Consider the following 26,756-nt stretch of genomic DNA (forward strand, 5'->3'; position numbering starts at 1 on the left):
TGTTATTTAATTGTTAGTGTTAAAACTAGATCTGCCTCATCAGTCGATGCCGGCAAATCCAATCGTAAACTATTATCTTTATTACTAAATTTAATATCCTTATTTCCGATAAATGTCTTTACTTTCTTCACCTGATAAGGAAGCTTGGCAATATACAATTCCTTCTTTTCAGGTTTAAGGATATGCAAGTACACCTGATTTCCTTTTCGCGTTAACGCATAATCATCCGTAGGTGCTATTCCCCCAGCTTCAGTTCCATAGATAGTCTCGCCATAAACAGCTAGCCACTTACCAAGATCTTTTAAGCGATCTTGTTGATAGTCCTGAATCTCGCCATTCGGCATCGGTCCTACATTGAGTAACAAGTTTGAACCATGTCCCGCAGCTTTAACCAAGTAAGTCAATACCTCTCTAAACGATTTACGTGTTCTATCTTTTAATTCAAAGCCCCAAGATCCAGCGATGGTACCACAAACCTCTTTAGGCAATTTGCCTACATCATGTGCACTTGTTCCAAATCCTGTCGTGTTTTCCCCTGGCAGATCACGTTCAAACATCTGAAAATCTTCTCCTTCAAAAGGCGCTAAATGATGATTATTACCCACCAAACATTGTGGCTGCAACTTATGTATCAACTCATAGATTTCTTTAAAATGCCAATCTTCTTTAGGTTTGTCCCAATGACCATCAAACCAAATCCCATCAACTTGACCATAACTTGTAAGAAGCTCAGTCAACTGACTTTTCATAAATTGGACATAACGATTCCAATCACCTTTTGTAGAATCACGCCCAGCGATGCCACCTCCTGTTTTACCAGCAGGTAGATAATCGTTACGGTTCCAATCCAAAAGCGAGTAATAAAACATGACTTTTATTCCTTCTGCATGACATGCTGCTACCAACTCTTTTACGATATCACGCTTGAATGGTGATTTTTTCACGATGTTATAATCCGAAGTTTGGCTATTCCACATGGCGAAACCATCGTGGTGCCTTGTCGTGAATGTAATATATTTTGCACCGGCCTGTTTAAATAATTTAGCCCACTCTTTTGCATCAAAAGAAATGGGATTAAAAAATTTAGGCAACAGTGCATACTCATCCAAGCTGATGTTCTGATTATTCATGGCCCACTCACCATCGCCCAACACACTATAGACACCCCAATGGATAAAGACCCCGAATCGAGATTGTTCGAACCATTCCCTATTTTTTAAATTTTCAGGACTTGGCTGGTACTGTTGTTGGCTATAACTATAGGATAGTGATCCTATGAGCAAGGCCAAACTGCAGATGACATGTTTTAATTTCATTATGTTTGATTTTTGGTTATTTACAAAGAAACGCCCCTTCGCCAAGGAATAAAATCATCCTGTCCCAACAAGACTGCTTTAGGCTTGACCTCACCTGAAGCAACTTCAATTACATAATCAAGTATACGATGTGCTGCCTTTTCAATAGTCTCTGTACCTTCGATAATGGTACCACAGTTAAGATCTATGATATCAGGCATTTTTTCAAAAGTCTTTGTATTTGTCGATAGCTTTACAACTGGCGTAATCGGATTTCCCGTAGGCGTACCCAATCCTGTCGTAAATAAGACAATATTAGCACCCGCAGCAACCTCTGCGGTGGTACTCTCCACGTCATTACCAGGTGTACATAGTAAGTTGAGTCCTGCCCCGTTAGCCAATTCTGGATAATCAATCACAGCTGCGACTGGCGAGGTACCTCCTTTTTTAGCTGCTCCTGCTGATTTGATCGCATCTGTGATTAGACCATCACGGATATTGCCCGGAGATGGGTTCATATAGAAACCCGAACCATCCGCTTCTGCTTTAGCATTGTAGGTCCGCATTAAATTCATAAATTTCTCGGCAGTAGGTTCATCGACACAGCGGTCACTAAGCTCCTGCTCCACACCACACAATTCCGGAAATTCAGCTAAAATAACAGAACCGCCCAAAGTCACCAGAATATCCGAAACAAAACCAAGTGCCGGATTGGCCGAAATACCTGAGAAGCCATCTGAACCACCGCACTCCAAACCGATACATAGTTTATCTAAAGTAGCTGGCTTGCGCTCATTTTTATCCGCTTGCATCATTCCAGCGAAGGTTGCTTTGATTGCCTTTTGCATCAATTCTTTTTCAGTTCCTTCTTTTTGTTGCTCAAAGATGTATAAAGGACGGTCAAAGCCAGGATTCCTTTTCTCTATTTCAGCCTTCAAAATGGACGCCTGTGCATGTTGGCAGCCTAAACTCAATACAGTCGCACCTGCCACGTTTGGATGTGTAATATATCCCGCCAACAAACCGCATAGGGCATCAGAGTCCATACGGGTACCACCGCACCCCATTTCGTGGTTCAAAAACTTAATGCCGTCCACATTTTTAAACAAACGTTCTTGTTCATTTGATGTCGAATTAGCCAATAAATCTTGTCCCAGAATTTGGTTTACATCCGCACCGGATTTATACAAGCCGATCAAGTCTTCCACTTCGGAGTTGTAATTGTTAGCTTTGACCTTATAACCCAATTTCTCTTCGAAAGCAGCTTTTAGCGTCAATACATTTCTGTTTTCACAAAATACTAATGGAATGACCAACCAATAATTGGCAGTTCCTACCGTACCGTTCGAGCGGTGAAATCCATTGAACGTTTTCTCTTTGAAAGCAGCGATATCTGGTTTTGTCCAAGTGGTCTTGCGATCACCCATTCTAAAATCTTCGGATGCATGACGTAGATTTTCTGTTGTGATCAACTCACCTGCTTCTAAATCACCATTCAACTTCCCAACCAAAACACCATACATCAATATTTCGGCATCTTGCTCCATCGGCTGAATCGTAAACTTATGCTTGGCCGCAACGGCTTGCTTCAATGTAAACTCTTTACCTTCGAAAACAATTGCTGTTCCTTCAGCCAGGTCCTGCAATGCAACCAGGACATTATCCATTGGATGGATTTGTAAATAACGTTGTATGGCCATAACTTATACTAATTCAAATATTTTATTCATCATTACCCACTTTTCACCTGGCTTGGATCCCGGGATAGCGGCCTGATATTTCCACATCAACTGCTCCCATTCCTGAACTTTTTCATTGGCAGCATCCATAGCAGATTTCCGCTCAAATGAAAAATCCTCACCAACTTCCATATTCATAAACAATCTATTCTCAAAACGATAGATCTCCATTTGCGTTACCCCGGCATCCAAAATCGATCGCTTGATCTCTGGCCACACTGCACGGTGATAATCCTCATATTCTTTGATCAATTGTGGATCATTGACAAGATCCAATGCCATGACATACTTTTTCATTACTATCTATTAATGTGATTTAAGATTTTCTGTTTCGGCGATGCTCACGTTCCTATTCTGAAAGGCAAAAGCCAATACCACGACAAAACATACTAAAGGCACAAAATAACCATATTGAAAATGGCCTGTTGTATCCGATATTAAGCCCAAAAGTGGTGGCAATAACGCTCCGCCAACAATAGACATGACAATCAGACTCGAAGCTGATTTAGTATCTGCACCAATCCCTTGTACTCCAAAAGCAAAGATGGTCGGAAACATAATGGACATAAAAAATGCAATTCCAATCAAGGCATATAATGTTTGTACCCCTGTTCCAAAAATAACGAACAGTGATAATGCAATCGTAACAAATGAATATATGATCAACAGTTTGGATGCTGAAACAAAACGCATAAAGAAGGTTCCAATAAATCGACCTAACATAAATGCTAATCCTGCAAAACCTGCATAGTCCGCACCATCTTTCCCTGATATCCCCGCTACTTCTGTCGCGTATAGAACCAAAAAGCTTAAGATACAGACCTGAGCACCAACATAAAAAAACTGAGCAATAACCGCCCATCTTACATTTTTATGTCTCAAGGCATGAAAGAAGCCTGCTTTACCTTCTTCCTCATCATCCTTGATATCAGGCAATTTGGTAAAGAAGAACAAAGCTGCAATCAACAGGATCAATACGCCCAAAACAAGGTAAGGCATCTTTACTGAAGCTGTTTCCGACTGGATGTAAGCCAGTTTTGCCTGTTCAGCCATCTGCGCAAGTTCTTCTTGCGATTTCGGTTCATGCGACAAGATAAATTTCCCACCGAATATCGGTGCCAAGAATGCTGCAAGACCATTGAATGACTGCGCAAAATTCAGCCGTTGAGCAGATGTTGCAGGATCACCTAAAATAGCGACATACGGGTTAGCCGCTGTTTCCAAGATAGTCAAACCACATGCGACCACAAACAAGGCCCCCAAAAAGAAAGCATAACTTATGGTATTTGCTGCAGGAACAAACAAAAAGCAGCCCAGCGCAAAAAATAACAATCCGATCAGAATACCGGCCTTGTAGCCATAACGTTTCATAATAATTCCCGCAGGGATTGCCATCACAAAATAGGCAATAAATACCGCTGAATCGACCAAAGAAGCCTGGAAATGCGATAAACTAAAGGCATTCCTCAAGTGTGGAATCAAGATCGGATCAAGGTTATGGATAAATCCCCAAAAGAAGAACAAGGAGGTCACCAAAATCAAGGCAAATGTGTAACTCTTTTTGTTAGTCATATATTCAAATGGTTATAAGTAGTTATTTATGTAAAATAAGCCTAAAAAACCTAGACAATATTCAAGTATATTATCAATTCATTAAGCTATATTACCATATCTAAACAGAAATATGTAACTTTAATGCATATATTTCATAGTTATGAAAGCACAATTACTCCATTTAAACAACAATCTCACCCATTCATTCAACGCAAGAAGAGATAATACACCACAATACCACAACATTTGGCATTATCACGAAGAACTTGAATTAATCTATTTTGCAGAGGGCTCTGGTACACAGTTTATTGGAGACAGCGTTCGCCGTTTTGAATCCGGAGATATTACACTAGTAGGCTCCAATCTCCCTCATTATTGGCTGTTTGATGAAATCTACCTAAGGGAAGATAATCCACAAGCAGCAGATATACGTGTACTGCATTTTAAAGAAAATTTCTGGGGGAATGAATTCACGAACCTGCCTGAAAACAAAAACATCAAAGAGTTGATACGGATTTCGAAACGAGGAATAGCACTTTCTAAATCAAATAAGGCTGAGACAATAGCACATATTGATGCAATACTAGACAACGCTGACACAACAAGAATCATCCACCTATTGCAGATCCTCACATCCATCGCAACAGAAGAGCAGCATGACCTATTAACCAGCACTGGCTTTACGATTCAATCTCAGGATCAGGATGCTGACCGCATGCGGATAGCCATGCACTACATTGGCGAAAATTATCGCGATCAGATCCGTCTACATGAGCTTGCCTCCTTGACAGGAATGACGCCCAATTCATTTTGTCGTTATTTTAAATCGCAGATAGGTAAGACACTTTTTCAGTTTCTAATTGAAATGCGTGTAAAGACGGCTTGTAATTTATTACTTGAAAATAAGCAAACGATTAAGCAAATCTGCTTCGAATCTGGATTTCAAAACTTCTCAAGCTTTCATAAATATTTCAAGAATATCACGGGTACGACCCCGCTTAACTATCAGAAATCAAAAACTTAATACGATTTTTCCCAACAAATTCGAATCCTCCATGAATTGATGTGCCTTTGCAGCTTCATGATAAGGCAAAACACGAAACAGTCTGGGTTTAAAATCACCAGAAATAATCTTAGGCCATACCTCAGCCCAGATCTCATTACGTAATGTTTCTTTAAATTGATGATCTCTTGCTCGTAAGGTACTTCCGGTAAGTAGAATTCTTTTTTGCATCAATTTGAGCAAGTTGATTTCCGCTTTAGCCCCTTGCATTGCATTGATATAGACTAGACGGCCATCGGGGTTCAAGAGATTGATGTTTTTTTCGAAATAGGCACCACCTATACTGTCTAAAATTACATCAACTCCCAAGTCGGCTAGCACTTCTTGGAAGTCTTGGGTCCTATAGTTTATTACTTTTGATGCACCTAGAGATTGGCAAAAAAGACCTTTCTCCTCCGAACTAACAGTTGTATAAACTTCCGCACCAAATAGGGTCCCTAATTGAATAGCTGTACTACCGATTCCGCCTGCTCCACCATGCACCAGGAAGTGTTCCCCAGATTGTAGTTTTCCCCTGCGAAAGACATTGTCCCACACGGTGAATACTGTCTCAGGGAGTGCTGCCGCTTCCTCAAAACTTAGATTGGCTGGAATAGGTAGGCAATGCCCCTGGTAAACAGAAACGTAACTAGCATACCCCCCTCCTGCAACCAGCGCACACACCGAGTCACCAATATTCCAGCTATCGACCAAAGAGCCTTTCTCCACAATAACACCTGACACTTCGAGCCCCGGGATACGTGGATCAACACCTGGAGGGGCTGGATAATTTCCCTTTCGCTGGAAAACATCTGGCCTATTCACACCAGCGGCCCTGACTGCGATCAATACATCCATATCTCCGATCTGTGGTCGCTCCAGCTCCTCAACCGTTAATACCTCAGGATCACCTGGCCTGCTTATCACAACTGCTTTCATCTGTAAATAACTATTTATTATGTTTTTAATATCTCACATCCAGTCAGGATAACAATGTCATCTTACGCCTGGATGCATATCAGGACTTCTTGGGGTATTTTTGTAAACGAATATTCAGTGAGAGCATAAAATAACGGGCCAAACGATTATTTTGAACATCCAAGATATCATTTCCAACAACAGCACGGGATATTCCAGTATTCTGATTCATTAAATCGAAGCCCTGAAACCGCAACATACCCAGATTATTTCGTCCAAAAGTATATTCCATATATGCATTGATGATCGTTGGACTAATATTACTCCAGGAACTTGAATATCCTGCATTAAACTTTTGGGATAGCTCCAGCCCCATCGTGAAATGCTTCCCCAAATAAGCCTTGGAACCAAGCCCAACAATTCCAGAATGTGCAGTAATATTGTCCCTAACCGGCCAATCAAAAGTCGCCCGATTCAACGAATAATTACCATTTAATTCGGCCTCAAAAATATCATTCCAAGCATAACGAAATTGAATGGCCTGAGTAATTAAAATATGCCCACCAAAACTCTTCTTATCATTAATGAAAGAGATATTGTTATAGTAATCCCCATTTCCATTAAGACTCATCTGCAAATTATCCGAGAATAAAGAAGCTGTAAAAAGGTAATAGCTTTTAATATCAAAATACCCATCCGTATTCCGGTAGGTTGTTTTTTGTATTGTAGAGTTAGGCTCAATGGTACGATCTGCAACAATTTTATCATTTACCAGGTTATAAGCAAAACTTGCCTCAAAATACTGTCCTTTTCCCGTCATTGATTTACGGTACTTTGAAACAATTGTATTTGCAAATTCTGATTTTAATTCCCCGTTTCCAACAACAATATTTTGTGTATTTGTATTATCCACCACGGGTTGTATCTGATAGAAGTTAGGTTGATTATTACGTCCATAGTAATCTATGGATAAATCTTCCTCTTTGGTAAACTTCCACTTTAATCCGGCTGAGGGTACAAAATTTACATTTGGATAGGAGGCTGGATTATTTTGACCTGTTAGGGCTCCTTTCAATTCTGAAGCCTGAACAGCAAAGCCAAAATTTAATTTGACGTTTTTCCCCACATCCTGCCGATAAATCATTCCGACCTTATTACTCGCAAAAGAATAGTTATATTTTAAACTGAGGGAATCGATCATTATAGGCTCCTTCTCAGAATTCGTATGATCGAAAGTTGAGCGGCTGGCATCTATTTTTGTGTAATCGAGGTCATAGTTGATCTCTAACACACCTCCCAGATCTACTGGTTCGACAAGAGACAAGCGGCTCTGAATATTTTTGCTCTCGTTATCCGTTCGGATCATTTGATTCAGAAAGGTTTTCGTTATTTTAGGTGGAGTCACAGTACTGTCTATCCCTTCGTTCTGATCTTGCAGTACTTCGTCCTTATCCAACGCATTGAAATCTGTATGAAAAGTATATAATATTTTCCGGCCTGGCTTGTCAAAACTCCTCGTGTAAAAAAGGTCGAGTGCTGCTGCTGGGCTTTCCGTACTATTAGCAGCTTCATAATTACCTGTACTGCTCAACCTGTTGTTCTTGATCCGTCGATCCTTTAATGTTCGACTTGTCGAATTCGTCCAAGAGAGCTTTGGGGAAATCTTCAATTGGTCTCTTGGTGAAAGCTTCATATCGAAATCCCAATCCATTTTATGTGTCCGATCAACAGACTTTATCCGATAGTCCTCATAATTACTGATCGAGGTATTCACTCCTTTTCCAGACCCATAAATGGACTGCAAAAAAGAATTTCCTACGGTAGAATTGTTACGCTGAGTAAAAGAATATTTTCCACTGGCATTGACAGCCTTTGAAAGTGGGCTGGAAAAACTAGCCCCGACTGAACTTATTTTGTTGACACCATCTGTAGGATCAGCGAAATCTGCCAACTCCCCCATTTCACGTTCCCGCTCACCTCCATTTGGAGACCCAAAAGAAAAGAGATTGGTATTGGTATTATTGACAGAGGATACAATAGAATATTCTTTTCCATTATCAAATCTATTTACACCAATACTTCCAAGATAGCGGTCGGCGGTACCTCCGCCCAATGTTGCCTGTCCAAAAGTGATTTTTTTCTTATCCTCTCGAAGTACAATATTCAATATCTTTTCAGATTCGGTGCTTTTGATCCCTTTGGCCGTCGCTTCATCTCCATAAAAATCAATAACCTGTACACTTTTCACAAAATCCGCGGGGAGATTTCGTGTAGCAGTCAGGACATCCCCGCCAAAAAATCGCTTACCATCAACTTTTACAGAAGAGATGGGTTTTCCGAAGGCGTAGACAGATCCATCTCTAGATACTTGCACATTTGGTAAGGCTTTAAGCGCCTCCTCCAAAAGTGCACGTCTGTCGAATTGAAAAGCGTCTAAATTAAATTGTACAGTATCTTGTTTATAGACAATAGGCTTATATTTGAGAATAACAATCTCCTTTAATAAGGAAACATGCGGAAACATTGTCAATTTCCCTACATCCAGTTTGGCCGTACTACTATTGTAAAGCGGATAACTACGTTCGAGAATGCTCAAACCTATTTGTGTACAGCTTATCCGAATATCGTTTCCTAAAACACGTCCGAAGTGAAAATATCCCGTCGCTGATGTTGACGAAAACAGTGTATCTCGAGAACTCGTCAAATGCACACTAACACCTTTGAGAGGATTGCCCGCAGTATCTATAACAATTCCATAAACCTCTTTTTTTGTCGCCTGACCAAACGTATTCGTTGGCAGAAAAAACAAGCTTATAATAGTTAACAAAAGTATAAACCGGATGATATTCCCGCCCCTTAGTTTCATCAAACAGACTTTGCAATAATACAATTCAATATAAGAAATTCTTAAGCTATTAACGTAAAAAGTTGTGATTTTGTATAAAAAAAAACGAGTTGTCAGGAAAACAACTCGTTATTACTACTAAAATTCTTATAATTTGTTACTCACCAGCAAAGGCTACCTTAACAAGGTGTTTGTCAATTTCCCAACGGCCAGTACCATCTTCACCAATTACATCAAATAATTCAAGGATACGTCTTGCAACAAATTCTTCCTCTACTTGCTCTTCCAAGAACCATTGTACAAAGTTGAACGTCACGTAATCCTTAGCTTTTGCACATTTGTCAGCAATGTTATTAAATTGCTCTGTTACAAACATCTCTTGCTCCAATGTCTGCTCAAATACACCACGGAATGATTCGAAATCTTGTGGAATACCCGTAATCTCCGGAGAGATTGCACGACCACCACGATTATTAATGTAGTTGAAAAGTTTCAACATGTGCTCGCGCTCTTCATTGGACTGTTTTGCAAAAAAATCAGCCGCATTTTCCAATCCTTGATCATCACACCATGAAGACATTGCCAAATATAACGCTGAAGAATGTGCTTCAACTTTAATTTGTGCATTTAGTATATTTTCGATCTCTTCTTTCAAAGAAGATTTTAATTTCAATAAATCTTTCATATTTACCTTAAGTTTAATTTCTAAAACAATATCAAGTGATATAACTTATCATCTGATTACAATACAAAGATACATCGGATTTCGAAAATCTGTATAAATAATATGCAATACAAATTCAGTCTAAATTAGACAAACAAACCACAACTTGTTTAGAATCAATACAATTACAAATACCATTTATTGATACTTTCAATTGCCCATAAATTTAAATAATAGGAAGGTATTTAGGTGTAATAAATACCGAATCACAATAAAGATAATTGAGAGACACAGTACACTTATTTAATTTTAATTTAAATAAGTATTTAGCTCAATAGAAAAAGCGGTGTATACCCTAATTGGACATACACCGCTTTTCTGATATTTTTATATAAAGTATTCTTCCTTATACTAAGACAGCAAATGGAGAGACCTGTAGACAGGTTCTGATAACGGAATTTAATTCCATCATAAATTTGGCCCCATCCAGTAGTTCACGAAGTTGAAGCACATCCTCTACAGCAAGAATGAAACATCTTTCTGTACGGAAAGGCATAACAATTTCAAAATCAGAAGAACGTGTGGTATCATTAATCATACGCTCTACATCGATTGAATCCATACGTTTCTTGAATTTCAAAAAGTCCGACACCGAAAAAGATGTAGTTTCATTATTATACTCCAACCAGAAGCAATTTTTACGACTACATTGGTAAACTTTACCAGCTGCAGTGGAAAACACCTCTTCAACATGCGCTAATGGACAAATCAATTCTGACATTTCTATTACCCTTCTCTTTTAAACTGTTCAAAAATAAATATTATTTATAATCAATCCAAGTAAAATAAGTGATTATTTTGATTTAATATAAATAAGCAGCTCTATTATTTATCCCATCGAGAAACTGTCCCTTCTATCGCATTATAAACAGCGCGAAAAGTTCGGGATAGTCCTAAACCAACTGAATAGATTATAAAATAAAACCAGTTTTCAAACACAAAAAAAATCCACAGTAACCAATATGGCAAATCGTTCCAAAAAAAAGGAGGTCAATTATTGTTTGACCTCCTCCGTTAAAATGTATGTGTTATATTTTAATCGTATTCTTCCTCTTCTTCTTCCTCTACGGTAAGTACTTCTTTGCGATTAGTAACGACTGTATTTTTTGTCTTTGTTTTATGTTTATTAATCTGCCTACGCAAGGATTCTACGGCGATATCCGTTGCCTCCTCAAAACTCTTCGCCTGCCCTTTTGCGAAAAGTTGGCTCCCTGGGATATTCAGTTTGATTTCTGAAATCTTATTTGCCTCGTCATCGACATTCTCCAATCGCAGGTAGCATTCACCACCGATGATTGAATCCAAAAACTGCTCTAATTTTCCTGTTTTCTTTTTAATGAATTCGATTAACTTTTGATCTGCATTAAATCGAATGGATTGCACAGTAATGTTCATTTTTCCTCCTTTTTTTAAGCTTTTGGATGAGCTTGTTTATAAATAGACTTCAATCGTTCTGCTGAGTTGTGCGTGTATACCTGCGTTGCGGCAAGCCCTGCATGTCCCAACAGTTCCTTAATTGCATTTAAATCCGCCCCATTATCTAAAAGGGCCGTTGCGAACGTGTGCCTCAAAATATGAGGGCTTCGCTTACCTTGTGTGGAAATCAGCGTCAAATACCGATGCACAATGTCATAGATCAGCTTGGCATACGCTGGTTTACCATCTTTTGTAACAATTAGTAAGCTGTTATTAGTATCAACAAATTGCGACGCTTTTTGTTGCAAATAGTTTTTCAATTCTTTTACTAAAAGATCATTTATCGGAACAAGACGTTCTTTGCTCCTTTTACCTAATATAAGAATATTTTTATTAAAAAAATCTATATCCTGCTCCTTTATTTTCAACAATTCAGCCAAGCGAACCCCTGTACCAAAAAGCAATTCCATCACCAAATAATTCCGGCATGATTCAAAATCATTCTTCTCCTGTTCCAGATGATCCAACAACTGAACTAACTTTTCCTTCTCCACAACAACGGGTAGCTTCTTCGCAGTTTTTAATGCCTTAATAAGTGTCATGGGATTTTTATCAAGGTATTCTTCCCGTTGAAGAAATTTAAAATAGGTACGCAGCGAAGACATGCTTCGATTGACAGAGCTTGCATTTTTACCTGACTCCATCATTTGAGCGAAGTAATGACGCAGATCTCGATAGACAACATCCGATAACACGAGCCCCTCAACATTCAAAAAAGATTGAAACATTTCCAGTTCATGCCGATAAGCAATAACGGTATGTTCTGAATATCTTTTTTCAATCTGTAAATACCGGATAAATTCCTTTTCCAACATAATTTCCCTCGCTATACTATCCTTAAATTACAAACTTAAAAGCACAAAAAAAAGGGAGAAGCAATGCTTTTCCCTTTATATTTTTAAATTCTCAGCGAATCAATTAGTTAGCGACATCTTGATTCAAAGATTGTTTGTAAATCGCTTTTTTCACTTGAATGCGACGAGTTACAGATCTCTTTTCATAAGCTTGACGTGAACGCAGCTCTCTTAAAACTCCTGTTTTCTCGAATTTCTTCTTGAAACGTTTCAATGCTCTATCTAAAGATTCTCCTTCTTTTACATTTACGATAATCATGCGTTGTATATACCTCCTTTCGTCGCTTTTAAAATTTAAAGTGGGACAAAGGTACAATATTCCATTGAATATGAAAAGAAAAATAATTTTTATAATAGTCCAAATTCCTCCAGAATCAATTGCAATGGTTTTTCCCTGGTACACAGTGCTGTATGCCAGCCCAACTGCTGTGCTGCAGCCAAATGCTGAGGGCTATCGTCAACGAACAGTGTCTCTACGGGATTCAACTGCTGCTCCGTCATCACCAATTCGAAAATCTCGGCGTCGGGTTTTCGCATACCGACTAAATGCGAATAATAAGTTTTTTCAAAAAATCCGGCATTATCGGCCACACCATATTTTTCTTGAATATCATTCATACAATAGGCATAATGAATAGCATTATTATTACTCAACAAAAAAGTACGGTACTTATCTTTCAATTGCAACAATAGTTCATGATATCCTTTAGGGACTCCAATCAACAGACTGTTCCATGCTGCATCGATTTCTGTATCGGTCAATGCTGGATTTTTGGTAACCTCCCGGATTCCATCCCGAAATTGCCTAGCATCAATTTTTCCCTTATCAAAATCGTCAAAAAGTGCACTTTGACCATGATGCCCAAAAACTTCATCAACATTTTCTATACCTAACTGAGTAAAAGCAACTTTCAACTTTACAAAGTCGATCATGAAGATTACATTCCCATAATCAAGAACAATATTTTTAATTTTTTCCATCGAATTATTTTGAAATACCGATACAAATATCGATAATTGCATCGTCAAAACAGCATAACCAATGTCAAAATTGACAAAACAAACGACCTGCTCCTATAGCTCAGTCGGTTAGAGTAGAAGACTCATAATCTTTTGGTCCCTGGTTCGAGCCCAGGTGGGAGCACTTACATTCAAAAAAACCGCCTTTAAACAATAATAAAGGCGGTTTTTAGAATAAAATCTACTTCGCGGAGCCATTAAAAACACCTTCGCATTTAGATAGCAGTAAATAACATTGGAATAAGCCAGCATTATTCGATACGTTTTTTTCGACCAACTACCCACGACGTATTTTTTTCCAAATAATTTCAAACTTTTAAAAACTTCGCACTTCGCAGGGAGATTTTGCTATGGAAGAAAACAGGAATATCCGCTATTATGTGGCTATGGATTCGCGTGTAAACGCAAAAGGATTGTCAACGGTTTATATACGATTTTGGGAAGGTGATGTAAAAACAGACTTTAACACCGATATAAAATGGCCGAAAAACAATCTCGACGAAAAAAACCAATTACTTATCTCAAGATACGACGGTGATCCGGATGTGGATGCTCATAATGCAAAATTGAATCATATCAAGACGATCATCAATAAAATGACTACCAAAGCCTATGTCGATGATTATACAATAAGACTCAGCCAAATCATTGATAGCATTACCAATAATAAAGTCTATGTCAATTTCTATCTGTTCATGACTGAGGAAATCAGGGATAGGTATAAATCTAAGCAAATCAGCTACGAGTCATACCGAAAACACAAATCCAGTTTACAGCGATTTTCTGAATTTTGGGGATCCGATTATATTCCTATATCTGAAATAACAAAGGATAAAATATCGAAATTTGACGCCTACCAAAAAAGTAAGGATAAAATGCACAATACGGTATCTGCTTACCACAAGGATATCAAAACATATATCAATAGAGCAGTAGCAAAGCGTATCATTAAAGAAAATCCATACAAAGATTTTAAGTTTAATTGGGTTCGGGGCGACCGTGAAGCCTTGGAACAGGAAGACGTTACAGCGCTCATGATTCTTTATGAAGAGAAATTACTCAGACCAGATCATCAGGAAATATTGAGACGCGTGCTATTTTCCTGTTTGACAGGTGTACGTATTTCCGATACCCACAGACTAAAAAAAGAAAATATAAGAGATAGATGGTTAGTTTTTAGACCGAAAAAAGGTGAACGGTTCGGAAAACTTATGAAAGTACCATTGAATGATTATGCTCGCGATTTGGTAATCGATGCTGAGGACTTTTTGTTTAAATCATTCTCCGATGACTATATAAATGAAGTATTCAAAATTATAGCAGCTCGCGCCCAGATAGACAAACATCTTACCTATCATAGTACACGTGATACCTTTGGTACTATTTACATCGAACTCGGTGGAGATCCATTTTCATTAATGGAACTCATGGGCCACACCAATATTGCTACAACCCAGTTATACGTAAAGATGGCAGCAAGAAAGAAAAAGTCTCTTGTTCAAAATTTCAACTCATTGATACCAAAATAAAGCCCGGCACTTCACAGCGTCGGGCAATACACTAACCAATTATAAACCTAAATTATGAAAAGACTAAACCAATATCCTCACCGTACTTACAGATGAGATCACCACTTTCTTTATCCCATACTGACAATTCGACTTTTTTCCAATTCGAGGGTTTAAAAGTCATAGCCCATACAGTGAGGATATTTTCACAGAAATTTTTCAAGTAAGTTTTATCCTTACCATTCAGAAAAGCCCGAAATAAATAGATGTGTGGTTCAGCGGTCAACTCCTGTAGGATACCCAAGGCAATTAAATCATTCACTACCTTATACTTTGCAGCTACACCATCTATAACTTTCTTTTCAAATTTCATAGTACAATATTACAGGCAAAACCAAAATTCCCAAAGGACACTAAAAACTGAAAGGGAAAGTAAAAAAATATAATGGACATTTTGGACGCTTGGACACTGCGCTGATTATCAGAAACAAACTATTGTCCATCGAATTTAATTCGCGTCCATATATGTCCAATTAATAAGGATGTTTTGTACCATCTACCCAAATTACCCAGTGTCCCATAACATCGAACTTATCATGCAATGGTGAACTGTCGGACGCATAATAATACATCATCGCATCCTTTCCACCATATCGCCACCAATAACGATCGACATTGCTCTGTAGAATAACTCTGTTTGAAGATACAATATAGTCACCATACGGTCCTTCTTCACGTACAGGATCTGGTTCGTTGTCACCATTATAATCTCTAATTTGTCTGACGACATGGACATGCAAATTGTTTACAGAAATAGCGGGAATGGAGAGACCTGGATCTTGGTAAAATTCTATAACTAGATCCGCATAAGATCTATACGAATTATCCTGATTTTTATTTTCCAAAAGAACCCGTGCATATAGCTTACCTTCCGGAGCTATTGTTTCCGGTGTATTTACCACCACACGGAATCCCGACGCAATTGCATTAAGATCATAATGAGGATATCCAACAATTTTTGCATCCAGCGTTTCACTATTTCGCGATGGCTCAAAAGTGACTTCATCCATTAGCATCTCAATCTTTGCCCGATTCTCTCCCGCAATAAACAGTTTCTGCAGTGGATTAATTGCCATGAACTGATTGATATTCAATTTAGCCTGTAGTTCCACCTGCTCAGAAATACAATAGAAAGCATACCAAGGCAACGAAAATTTATTGATAATCCCCTTATCCCCTCCTAATGCTAGTGAATTATCAAAAGTTCTATCTAAATTCCCGATATCATCAGCAGTTGATTCTGCAATGTGAATCGTTCCACCAAGTCCCAAAGAACCTTTGTACGACAACAGTCTAAAAGCAAACGAGTTTTTGCCATATACGTTATCAGCATTGTAGGCTAATTTACCATTTAACCCATCACCATAGCAATTGCCAGTTTGAGTTTTACACGGCAACCTCACCCCTTCAACACCCCACAGAGTTTCGGACCTCATGAATGGTCTACCAATTGCCATAGGTGCCTCTTTAAAGGTATCCGTATATCCAATAATTACGCTTCCCTCATAGGGTAATGCCTTATACATTTCATCTGCGTCGTCTATTTTTGTAATCAGTTTGAATGCTCCAATAGGCTGTCTTTTAATCCGTGGGATAGTTGTTTGTGCATCAGTGATATCCATACGGTTTGGCGTAGACAAAATCTTATTCGATTTTTCAAAATGGACTACCTGATTTTGAGAATCAAAATAAACCATCACCCGATGATCATTGCGTATTGCCTTTATAAAATCAGATATTGACAATGTTGGCAGGTGCTGAGCCGGGTTAATGGTGCCACTTGTCAAAATATCGCTTCCCTGTCTAACTCCAGTATTATCAATTATTGCGGACTTAATAAAAGGATCATTCAAATAGGAACCTACAGCCCTAAAACCCAGGAAGCTACAGACCTCTTTAATTACCCAGGTTAGATAGAATGATGCTCCATATAAAGAATCAGGCTTAACGGTGTAACCATCAGAGAAATCATTTATTACCGATCCTTCAAGATCAATTTGACCGGATCCATCATCCTTAATTTTCATTTCCCCCTCTGCCATTGGGTTCAAATACGTTGGCAGACAAAATGGATATCCTCCGACAGAATTGTTGATTGATACAATTTTATCATTGACACCTGCCCCAGGTCCATCGATACGGATTGATTTATGGCTTAGGAACTTTCCGTTTTTCGTAATGGTGAATACCTCCGCAATAGTTTTATCGCGCAACAGATCGGCAACGAGCGAATTGTCAACAATAAGATGCGCCTCATATCCTTTCTCTGAAACGTCATATTCAACCTTTCCACGCTTCCAGCTCATTCCCAGGAACGACACGTTGACATCAATGGATTTTCGTCCCAATCTGTTCTCCAGGAATCGGCCGTAACTAAAGGCCGCGTCGTTCTTTTCCGTTTTGGGAAACACCATTGGATAGGAAAATGAGCCTTTGATAACTGTATCTTCATTGAAAGACGTGGCAACGAATTTAACAGTCAGTTTGCTTTCCGGTGCCACGTCCAAGATGACGCCATTGTCTGTAATAATTGCGAATGATGCCGCCATATTATTTTATCAATGGTTTGAACATATACCAGGGGAATTGCTTACCTGGATCCGGTTTTCTTCCAGGAGCGATGTCACTATGGCCAATGATATCCTGAATACCATAATTTGCAATAATAGCTTTGCAAACTTCAACAGCTGTATTGAGTTGAACATCGGTATACTCTTGTGTTCCCGTATTCTGCAACTCAATACCGATGCTGTAACTGTTTAGTCCTGTCAAGCCATTCCATTTGCTCACACCAGCGTGCCAGGCCTTTTGATTGAATGGTACCAATTGCGTAACCACTCCATCCCGGCTAATGTGCAAATGCGCTGAGACCTGGCTTTTTGGATCAGTCATCCAATTAATCGCACTTGTGGCATTTGGCGCTGCATCGTAATGCATCACGATATAAATAGGAGTGATAACGCTCCCTTTGTTTGGAGTGGCCCGAAAAGCCACTCCAACTAGTTTGTTGTCTTTGATTTGCATTCTAAATTTCTATTAATCTTGTTTTACCTAATTCATCTACTACTCCTACGTAGTTGATATTTGCCGTATCAATATTAAATGTGTGTGATGTATTCAAGTCATTTGAATAGAGAACAGGAGCTATAGAGTATATGTCAGTGGAAGTAGTGAATACAACTGCCCGGGTATCTTTATTTGTATAAATAGTCACCTGATTACCATTCTTATAATATGAGACAGAAAGACTAACATTATCATAATAATTTCCTTCTCCAACCTCTAATACAACTGATTTTATACCCTCCACAGCGTTCCGAAAAGGAAAATCAACAAGATATTTATTGTTTCCAAGACGCATTAATTTACCTCCCGTACTTTTAATGCTTTTATCGGCCAACGGTGTACCAGTAAGATCTATTTCAATAGACAGTGGTGTGTTCAGCTGTTCTAATAAAATTCCATCAGATAGGCCGTTCTGTATAGTTTTTAAATCTTCCCAAAGAAGAGTAATATAAACTTTAGAGTGCATGACTGTCGCTACGGCTTTTTTCGTAAGTTCTCGGAACCAATAATACTCTGACAACTCACCGAAGCCAGCTATCCAGCATTCATTTCTTAAACCCGAACTATCAAGATAAGTGCCCAATGTCTTACACAAGTCTTCCAATGCCTGATTTGTCTTTGCTGAATGGTGGTGTGAGAAATCTGTATAGGCACCTCTATTCGTGTAAGCCTGCATTGTTTTATCACGCAACAATTGATTTGCTTTCTCTTGAGCACCTGGATTTGTAGAAATATAACTATCAACCCATCGTGTAGTAATACGGCGATCTACAAGATCTTTTCTACTTTGTTGGAGATCATTACCCAAAGCTATTCCATCAATCTTGCTTTTCCCATAATAATAATACGCTCCGTTTGTATTACTTTGACGACCAAACAGATACAATTTTTTGTAAACTTCCGGACTAATATCCCTACCATTCCGATATGAGAAGGCACTACATGGCTTTAATTCTAGTGAATCAAACCAGGCAGTTTGCCGCTCTTTGATTCCCTTAAGTTCAGACAAATTACTAACTCCTGCCACCCCGTTAACTACATCATAACCATATTTCCCCCCACTGATATCATACAATTCCTGTCCATGATTTGGGAATAATTCTGCTTTTGGATCACCGGCATTTACATTAAAATAGGTGGCGCCTAAATTTGTCCATCCCTTACTACTATGATCCGGTATAAGTTCATCCAGTCCAGTAACAGGATTAATCCATTTATCCGTTGAAAAATAATGTTCCAATTCAACTAAACCAGTCCCTACCATATTAACATATTCAGTGTTTGAAAGTGCTGTGCCGCCACCTGGATTATAGGCATTTGTAAACATCGTATACTTTATACCATATTTGAATGCTTGAAACAACTGGAAATTCGCGAACAATCTAAGTCCAGAATCCGTATTTTGTTGTACGGCGAACCGCTTGCCGTAACGATAATCGCAAATTTTGGCTTCCAAATCTTTGCGAGGAAAAATCAATGCTTGCAATACCATTATTTCTTCATTCTAATAGCATAAGAATTCGAGTTACCATCTTCAAAGGCAAAAAACTGATTCTTCATTAGATCAGTTGGGGAAACTCCATCCCATACCTCAATAGGAAACTCAGCGCCACCGGCAGTAATGAAGGCAAACTTTACACTATCTGTTGTATTGGTGGGTTGATCGGAACTCTGTCCGCCGCCATTATTACCAGCTTTTATCTCAAGTTCACCAAAACCTATAATTACTGGTTTTTTGTAAGGTTCGTATGGAAGCGCAACAACCCCAGCATTGAACATGATATTTGGATTAGAAATACCCCCGCGCATTACGGTACATCCCAACCAATTTGGAGATATGCCTGTAGGATATGTAAATACTTTTGGAAGGGTGCCAGTAGAATAGTTCCCAGCATATCCATCCTTAGTATTATCGGTATACCAGGCTGCATGGCCTGTGCTGATAACCATTGCGCCAAGTGTAAATTGGTCGCCCGCTTTAAACCTGGACACGTCAATCCAAACTATTTCCCATCCGGATCCAGATTGAATATTACCAGCACTGTCAAAATATTTACCAAGAATCCGCATGCTCGGGTCTAATAAATTATTCCCATACTCTAATTTATAATCAGACGTTTTTACAGCTAATGCAAGTTGTGACTCTAATGTTAACACTTTTTTATTGGCAGCAGTCAAATCTGAATCAATACCAACATAATTTACTTCGAACTCAATAGCAAACTCAAGCGGATGGATACCCATATTTGACGCAGACCCAACAACAGGAGCACTTGTTGATGTTCCTCTCGCGCCTCCTTTTGTTCCAATAGGGAGTGCTATCCTTGTTGGCAATGCCCCATCTACCATCTTTCTGACACCTGCTAACCAACCAGCTTCAACGTAAAAATTGTTAAAGTGGGTACCATCAAGAAATGTATTAACTCCTACGGTTGCGCAATTCAATAAAACTTCCTGCATGTTTCGCAAAGTAGCAACACTCGATCCGACTGGTGTTTCATCTTTAAAAACGGCCGCTTTGATATCACCTACCTTATGTGCAAAAATTCTTATCAGTCCAATTTTGCCACTTTTAGGCGCGGGTTTCCTCAGATTTACCTCTGCAAATACACTGGTGTCTGTAATATTGTAAGTTTCAATATCTTGCAAGATTCCAAAAGGGACATTCCCTCCATTAACAATGGAATCAATCGGCTTTATGGATTTATAAACTACATCTCCACTTGTTGCTTTGGCATCTCCCTCGACAACCTTCCCATCAGCGGGATTTACAGGATAAGGTGACGAAGTTCCTAAACTCCACAACCCAGTCTCAAAGCTCCACCAATTCGTATTATCATAACCTTTAGGAGCTTCCCAAGCAGATCCAGTTGCATTTTTATACCATCCAATAGCCTTTGTCATCTTACGATTAGAGGTTAAAGGCAATGGATTAGGGGGATTCAGCAAAACAGCAGTAGCTTCCGATGCTCCACCTGCCACCATTTTAACTTCTAATGAAGCTTCTATTGTGGATTCTTTTACACTTTTGGCCATATCCGCGACAACTTTTGATCCAGCTATGACAGTGACTTTATATGAATTACTCATTATTTTATTTAGTTACAATACCTGTTAATATCAATTTTCCTCGTACCATAGTTGCGCGTTCACTTCCGTCTATTATCAAAATATCGTAGTAATACACATCTCGTTTTAGTTCTATCGTGTTTAATCCAAAATGCAATGTCAGAACCGTAGGTTCAACTGTTAGCCCTTTGTTTCCTATTGTCAGTTCAAGAGCGATATCACTCGTATTAAGATCACTTTTGAATTGTATGCGAATATTTTTCCCCATTAAACTCCAAGGAACTATGTTTCCCGTCGATTCTTCAACAACCTCCCAGCCCCAAAACTTGAATTCCTCACTTGTACCACGAATCACCGTGATGTCGAATTCATTTAAATCAATATTATAATCCATAGCTATTTTTAATTTTCATAAAACAATTCTTGCAGATGCTGACCGGAAATTTCGAACGATTGAGCATACAAGCCGTTCCCGTCCTGAATTTCTTCAATAGATGAGCTTGAGAGATTAACAGGCCACCATTTTCCATCAACATAGGTCAACTTATCCTTACTCAAATAAAAGTCTCGCATCGCTTTGATTTCTGCCTTTGATTTGAATCCAGTATTGACTTTTTCCTTTTCCTGGCTGGTCAAATCGATATCGACATTTTCTCCATTCTCCAACACAAAATCTTTCACTTGGATAATGCGAGCGCTATCCTTCTCAAATTCCAAAGAGTTTGATTTTTTTCCGTATGTATAGAAGGTTTCAAAGCTTCCCTGAGAATTTTGGAACAGAAAAAAACGTTTATATGGTAAATACCTGTTGTCAACACTATAGGTAATTGTCTCCGATAATTGCTTTCCTTCTGATTGTAGATAAACAGAATAAGACACCACAGACAATTCGGGATATAAAGTATTCGCACCAATCTGATCCAACCCTATAGGAATGATTATTTTCCCATACTTTACGACCAAATCAAAAGAATGAACTTCGAAAATATAGGGCGTACCATCGTTATACACTAGTTCGACGATTACTTTTATATCAGATAGAGAAGCCGAAACATTTAACCAGGATATCCATTGTGGCTGATCAGGGGTAACTTTCTTAGTTCTTGAAGTTGTCAGGAACTTTACTTTATCATCTACCTTTAAGGAATCCACTAACGAAGTACCTATTAAATTCTTTGGAAGTCCTCCAAAAATAGCCGCAAAACTACCTGATCTTAAAGACATTCGAGCAACTTGTGGCTCGCCATAAAGCTCAGTAACTTGGATAAAGAATGACCGAATCACTTTTCCTTTTCCAAATACAACATCATAAAGTGATGGTCTATCGGGACCATTATCCAATACAAATGCTGTTAATGGACTGGAGAAATCCCAAAAAGCTTTCCCATCCAATCCAGGAGCAAGTGCCGCCGAAACAACAGATTGCTCATTGCCTTCTAGGTCAAACGCAAACATCTCAACGTAGATTTTTAGATTAGGCGTGTAAGTTATATCTACAGCCGTTTGTTCTATACCCAATAACGGATGTGGGAAAGCTTCTGCATCTAAACTCACTTCCAGCGAACTATCATTTTTTTTCGATGTAAAAACAAGTGTCTGCTCATCGACATTGATAGAAAATAGAGAACCGACATTGAAAGCTTGCAACATTGCCGTTTTTACCCGTTCTAGCCAAGCCGTTTTTGGTTCTAATGGCTCCGCTATTCGATGTGGAATCCTAAACTTACCTGGTGTTTGACCATATTCACAAGAAAATGGTAATACAGTCTGACCGATTGAAAGCGTAAAGCTCCAATCCTCATACATAACATAAGTATTCTCAAAATCAGTAATAATGATTGTAGCATCATTTTCAACACTAGTAAAATCCAAAATAAATATCAACTTCCGCCCATAATCTTGAACGACTTGGTCCGTAAAGAACTCGAATAAAATCGGGTTCCTAGACCAGCTTATTTCGTTGGGTTGACGTGTTATTTGAATTGCCATAATACAAAAATGCCTTTCCCTCAATAAAAGGGAAAGGACACTATAACGGACTTAAATAACTAAGAATCTACGCTATTTTGGATATTGACAATTTTCTGATTATGATCCTGTACCAAATGATAACTTTGGACAACTTCAATTTTTGAAATTTTATCATCAACATACCCTTTAATAATCTTTGCAAATTGATTATAGTCGATTTTTTCCGCGCCGGAATAATTTACAACTGGAGGAGGCACGACAACAGTACCACTTGACGATCTTCGTGTTGATTCCTCAGCTATTATTGCATCAGAATTTATGCCGATAGATGCACCGTTACGCCGCTGGCTATTGTAAATCAAAGCGTCTACCACATCTTTATTATTGGCATACGTATCGCGCGATAAAATCGGTTCACCACCTTCAATATTAGCAATAAGGTTATTCCGACGATCTACTAGGTTGATACCTCCCTGAGCGTGGGATGGCCCAGCCGGGATGAATCCACCTTTGGCAAATTGCGGAGGTTTCTGCGTAGCAATAATTGCTGTTTGCGCCAAACCTGCTGCCGCCGCCGCCGCTGCCAACCAAACGTTAGGTAAGGCTTTTGTGACAGCCAAAGCAGTGTTAATGACAGATTGGATAATGGACGCTTTTTGATCGGCTTTCCAGGCTCTTAATTTTTCGGCTCTTACTTGTTTATCATACTTATCATTAATCGCCTTTTTCTGATTTTCCGTTAAATTTTTATTAGAAAGTTCTTTCTCCCGTTGCTTGTCAAGATTGGAAAGAACAGCGTCCAATTCTGCCTGTCGATTATTCGACATAATTGCAGCAACAGCATCTGCAGTCGATTGTGCAATGTCCAATAATGCACCCCTTCTTTCCTTTTGCCTATCAATTTCGACATTATTCCGTTGAATATCATACTTAGCCTCTAACGCCGCTTTTAACTGCAAAAAGGCTTCGGTTTCCAAAAGCTCTGCATCAAACTTTGCTTTCAGTTGTTCGAGTTCAGATGTATAAGCCGTCTTAATTTTCTCAAGCTTTTTATCGTATCTATTGGACGATGAATTCTCTGTTTCAGATTCCAGACGCTTTGTTTCGTCCTTAATTCGGGATTCTTCGCGAACGACGGCATCTGCCAACGCCTTTGCACGATCTTCTTTTAATTTTACTAAGACAGCTGCATCATTGGCGGCTTCGCGCTCCAGTTCGTCGTAAAACTTATTGATATTGTCACGCTCTTTTTGGAGTTCGGACGCATGTTTATTCGCTAAACCAGTATTAAGCTCCTCAATTTTCCGGTTTGTATCCGTAGCCTGTTTTAAACGAAGGTTTGAAAGGGAGGATTCACGTTCTACTTCTAAGAGAGCAATACGGCCATCAGCTTCCACCTGTTGTTCCCTGGAAGCTCCTTTTTGCGATTTGAATTCCTCCCACGCATCAATCTGTTTTTGATATTTATCGCGTTCAGCCTGTAATTCCTTTTCATTTTGAGAGAGAGATTCCAAAAGTTGAGTAGCTCCAAAATCCTCGGATGCTTTGACCAGTTTTTTGTACATCTCAGCGGCCTTATCGATCTCCTTTTCCGCGTCTGATTTACCGGACTTCGTTTTCTTTGTACCTTCTAATGTTTTTCCAGTTGCTGGCTTTGCTCCCGGCAGGTCAGGATCCAACATTACCGAACGGGATTTCTCAATTTCATACAAATACTTTTCCTGTTCATCGGTCAACTTTTGCCCACGCTTTTGCAATTCCAAAATTGCACGGTAAGCATCATCGCTTGCAACCTTACTTCTATTGGTAAATTCGGTAATCTCAGATTTCCAAACACCCTTTTTATCAATACCAAAAAGGGATAAGAACCCACCTTCTTTTGAATTGTTCAATCTATTCTGAGAATCCTTAGCATTCTTTGCCATAACCTCAGAATATTGCTTTTGCGCTTCAAAAATTCCGTTTAAGCTGTCAATTTCGCCTTTATGTCGAATGTTATATAATTCCTGTTCAGCTAGCGACATTTGATAAACTTTCTGTCTGTTAATATCTAAAGCTTCACCATAGGCATTCCATTCTGTAACCGACTCAGGCAATACTTTTGAAATTTGCTGAATAATTTCTTTTAGTTCACTTTCCTCAGCCTTGTTAAGAGAAACCTGACTTTTTAAGATATCATACCTATCAGTAAGTTTGGTTAATTCTTTTCCTTTATCTTCGAATGCTTTATCCTGATTTCGTGATGAAGAAATTAGTTGATCAATACCCGAACGAGTATCAACCATTGCAGCTGTTATATCTGTCAGCCAACTACGCATACCTGATTTTTGCCACGCATTGGATAAACGATTGGATAACTTATCCAAGTTAGCCCCAAGCGTATTGTTCATGGTATTGAACTCATCCATAATAGAGGTACCTTCATCAAATGATGATGTAGCCTCCTGTTGACGTTTACGGACAAGATCAATGTTTTCAGCCATTGAACTCAAAGCAGCAATACCGCGTGAACCGGACACTTCCAATACGCCCATATTTTTTGCCATTACCTCCAAACCTCCACCAGTAGATTTAGCATTGGCTAATACCCTTAATAATGCTTCGTTCGCATCATTTTTCAGTAATGAGCTAAATTCTGATACGGACATACCTGCAATTTTTGCGTATCGCGGTATATCGGATCCAATGCCAACAATAAACTGACCTATTGCAGTACTGGCAGATTCCATTGATTGCCCAAGTTCTGATTGTGCGGAAGCTATCCCCAGGACAGCAGGGAGTGAAATATTCGCCGCCGGGGCCACACCTGCCAGACGATTAGCAAAATCAACTAATTCGCTTTCAGCTGCAGTACCGGATGCACCCAATGTATTGATTGCTGAACCGACTTTTATTAGCGCATCTTCGATACCGAAAGTATCTTTCAATTTGAAGATATCGGTTAATTTACCGAGTGAATTTATAGCCTCTTCGGTTCCCCCAAGATCCTCCCCAAGTGCCACACCGATCTTATCAGCGGCTCTAACAAATCCTTCAACCTCACGTTCAGCAGATATACCCAATTTTCCAGCTACCTCAGCCAATCCGAGCAATTCTGCATTGGCTGTGCGTGTATCCATCTTTTTGAACTTATCGTTCAATCGATCCACGGCTTCCTCGGTCAGTCCGGTAGTTTTTTGTACCCGCGCATACGAATCAGATATTTCTGCATTCTTTTGTACAAAGGTTTTGGCACCGTTGGCAATTGCATATCCGATACCTGTTATTGACAATCCGCCCAATGCATCTGCCACTAAGGATTTCATCTCATCACGAAATGATCTTGTTTCCCGTGTTGTCCCGTTAATCTCATGCCTTACAGCTTCCCAAGCCTCACGAACGCGCCGCAATTCTTCCACGCGTCGATCATATTCCGCCGGGTTATCCTCCCGGCGCATATTGTTCAACTCAGTGCGCAGTCGCCTAATTGTATCCTGCAATTCTTTTGCAGATGTTTGCGCCTGCTTCCCATCAATCACTAACCGAATGACGGCTTCTGTATCTGTTCTCTGCCTAGCCATGAAACAAAAATGTCCTTTCCCACTAGCGCAGGAAAGGACATGAAAGCAGCCCTTA

At 39.1% G+C, this 26,756-nt stretch carries 22 protein-coding genes and 1 tRNA gene; 3 read left to right on the top strand and 20 right to left on the bottom strand.

Features of this window, described 5'->3' with window-relative positions; genetic code table 11:
* Positions 1-2 precede the first annotated feature (2 nt).
* From OGI71_RS14395 to fucP, 4 genes are read right to left on the bottom strand one after another with little or no spacing between them, the layout of a single operon-like run.
* Complete coding sequence (locus tag OGI71_RS14395) at positions 3-1,316, bottom strand: alpha-L-fucosidase (protein WP_282249831.1); 1,314 nt, start codon at positions 1,314-1,316, stop codon at positions 3-5.
* A 20-nt stretch (positions 1,317-1,336) separates the two neighbouring features.
* Complete coding sequence (locus tag OGI71_RS14400) at positions 1,337-2,995, bottom strand: altronate dehydratase family protein (protein ID WP_282249832.1); 1,659 nt, start codon at positions 2,993-2,995, stop codon at positions 1,337-1,339.
* 3 nt (positions 2,996-2,998) lie between these two features.
* Positions 2,999-3,331: an L-rhamnose mutarotase gene (locus OGI71_RS14405; RefSeq protein ID WP_257087854.1), complete on the bottom strand. Its 333-nt coding sequence runs from the start codon at positions 3,329-3,331 to the stop codon at positions 2,999-3,001.
* A 9-nt stretch (positions 3,332-3,340) separates the two neighbouring features.
* Complete coding sequence (gene fucP, locus OGI71_RS14410; RefSeq protein WP_282249842.1) at positions 3,341-4,606, bottom strand: L-fucose:H+ symporter permease; 1,266 nt, start codon at positions 4,604-4,606, stop codon at positions 3,341-3,343.
* 142 nt (positions 4,607-4,748) lie between these two features.
* Between fucP and OGI71_RS14415 the strand changes: the two genes are divergently transcribed.
* Entirely contained in the window at positions 4,749-5,612 is an 864-nt protein-coding gene (locus tag OGI71_RS14415; protein ID WP_282249844.1) for an AraC family transcriptional regulator, read from the top strand.
* Here OGI71_RS14415 and OGI71_RS14420 read toward each other — a convergent pair.
* The 8 genes from OGI71_RS14420 to OGI71_RS14455 form a co-directional block, all read right to left on the bottom strand.
* On the bottom strand, positions 5,601-6,569 hold the full coding sequence (locus OGI71_RS14420; protein WP_282249846.1) for an NAD(P)H-quinone oxidoreductase: 969 nt from the start codon (positions 6,567-6,569) through the stop codon (positions 5,601-5,603). The genes OGI71_RS14415 and OGI71_RS14420 overlap by 12 nt on opposite strands.
* A gap of 79 nt (positions 6,570-6,648) precedes the next feature.
* Positions 6,649-9,414 carry a TonB-dependent receptor gene (locus tag OGI71_RS14425; RefSeq protein ID WP_282249848.1) on the bottom strand — a complete coding sequence of 922 codons (2,766 nt, stop codon included), beginning with the start codon at positions 9,412-9,414 and terminating at the stop codon, positions 6,649-6,651.
* A 136-nt stretch (positions 9,415-9,550) separates the two neighbouring features.
* Positions 9,551-10,078 carry a ferritin gene (locus tag OGI71_RS14430; RefSeq protein WP_223583426.1) on the bottom strand — a complete coding sequence of 176 codons (528 nt, stop codon included), beginning with the start codon at positions 10,076-10,078 and terminating at the stop codon, positions 9,551-9,553.
* 385 nt (positions 10,079-10,463) lie between these two features.
* On the bottom strand, positions 10,464-10,838 hold the full coding sequence (locus OGI71_RS14435; protein WP_282249851.1) for a DUF6686 family protein: 375 nt from the start codon (positions 10,836-10,838) through the stop codon (positions 10,464-10,466).
* A 314-nt stretch (positions 10,839-11,152) separates the two neighbouring features.
* Positions 11,153-11,512, bottom strand: coding sequence for a ribosome-associated translation inhibitor RaiA (gene raiA / locus OGI71_RS14440; RefSeq protein ID WP_282249853.1), 360 nt, complete (start codon positions 11,510-11,512; stop codon positions 11,153-11,155).
* 14 nt (positions 11,513-11,526) lie between these two features.
* On the bottom strand, positions 11,527-12,408 hold the full coding sequence (locus tag OGI71_RS14445) for a tyrosine-type recombinase/integrase (RefSeq protein WP_282249855.1): 882 nt from the start codon (positions 12,406-12,408) through the stop codon (positions 11,527-11,529).
* Between the two features lie 103 nt (positions 12,409-12,511).
* Positions 12,512-12,706, bottom strand: a complete 195-nt coding sequence (rpsU, locus tag OGI71_RS14450; RefSeq protein ID WP_046672133.1) for a 30S ribosomal protein S21 — start codon at positions 12,704-12,706, stop codon at positions 12,512-12,514.
* An 89-nt stretch (positions 12,707-12,795) separates the two neighbouring features.
* Positions 12,796-13,428 (bottom strand): HAD family phosphatase, encoded by a 633-nt coding sequence (locus OGI71_RS14455; RefSeq protein WP_282249857.1) that lies wholly within the window; start codon positions 13,426-13,428, stop codon positions 12,796-12,798.
* Between the two features lie 89 nt (positions 13,429-13,517).
* Between OGI71_RS14455 and OGI71_RS14460 the strand changes: the two genes are divergently transcribed.
* Together OGI71_RS14460 and OGI71_RS14465 are read left to right on the top strand one after the other, a co-directional pair.
* Positions 13,518-13,591: transfer RNA gene (locus tag OGI71_RS14460), tRNA-Ile, on the top strand.
* A gap of 226 nt (positions 13,592-13,817) precedes the next feature.
* Entirely contained in the window at positions 13,818-14,996 is a 1,179-nt protein-coding gene (locus OGI71_RS14465) for a site-specific integrase (RefSeq protein ID WP_282249859.1), read from the top strand.
* A 52-nt stretch (positions 14,997-15,048) separates the two neighbouring features.
* Here OGI71_RS14465 and OGI71_RS14470 read toward each other — a convergent pair whose 3' ends face one another.
* The 8 genes from OGI71_RS14470 to OGI71_RS14505 form a co-directional block, all read right to left on the bottom strand.
* Positions 15,049-15,348, bottom strand: coding sequence for a hypothetical protein (locus OGI71_RS14470; RefSeq protein ID WP_282249861.1), 300 nt, complete (start codon positions 15,346-15,348; stop codon positions 15,049-15,051).
* A gap of 160 nt (positions 15,349-15,508) precedes the next feature.
* Positions 15,509-17,584, bottom strand: coding sequence for a hypothetical protein (locus tag OGI71_RS14475; protein ID WP_282249863.1), 2,076 nt, complete (start codon positions 17,582-17,584; stop codon positions 15,509-15,511).
* Between the two features lies 1 nt (position 17,585).
* Positions 17,586-18,059, bottom strand: a complete 474-nt coding sequence (locus tag OGI71_RS14480) for an N-acetylmuramoyl-L-alanine amidase (RefSeq protein ID WP_282249864.1) — start codon at positions 18,057-18,059, stop codon at positions 17,586-17,588.
* A gap of 1 nt (position 18,060) precedes the next feature.
* Entirely contained in the window at positions 18,061-19,593 is a 1,533-nt protein-coding gene (locus tag OGI71_RS14485; protein WP_282249866.1) for a hypothetical protein, read from the bottom strand.
* Positions 19,593-21,191 carry a hypothetical protein gene (locus tag OGI71_RS14490; protein WP_282249867.1) on the bottom strand — a complete coding sequence of 533 codons (1,599 nt, stop codon included), beginning with the start codon at positions 21,189-21,191 and terminating at the stop codon, positions 19,593-19,595. Before OGI71_RS14490 ends, OGI71_RS14485 begins: the two co-directional genes overlap by 1 nt.
* Before the next feature lie 4 nt (positions 21,192-21,195).
* Positions 21,196-21,564 (bottom strand): hypothetical protein, encoded by a 369-nt coding sequence (locus tag OGI71_RS14495; RefSeq protein WP_282249869.1) that lies wholly within the window; start codon positions 21,562-21,564, stop codon positions 21,196-21,198.
* An 8-nt stretch (positions 21,565-21,572) separates the two neighbouring features.
* Positions 21,573-23,159: a hypothetical protein gene (locus tag OGI71_RS14500; protein ID WP_282249871.1), complete on the bottom strand. Its 1,587-nt coding sequence runs from the start codon at positions 23,157-23,159 to the stop codon at positions 21,573-21,575.
* A 59-nt stretch (positions 23,160-23,218) separates the two neighbouring features.
* Positions 23,219-26,701: a phage tail tape measure protein gene (locus OGI71_RS14505; RefSeq protein WP_282249873.1), complete on the bottom strand. Its 3,483-nt coding sequence runs from the start codon at positions 26,699-26,701 to the stop codon at positions 23,219-23,221.
* Positions 26,702-26,756: the final 55 nt, after the last annotated feature.

This window comes from Sphingobacterium sp. ML3W (assembly GCF_029542085.1).
GTDB lineage: Bacteria > Bacteroidota > Bacteroidia > Sphingobacteriales > Sphingobacteriaceae > Sphingobacterium.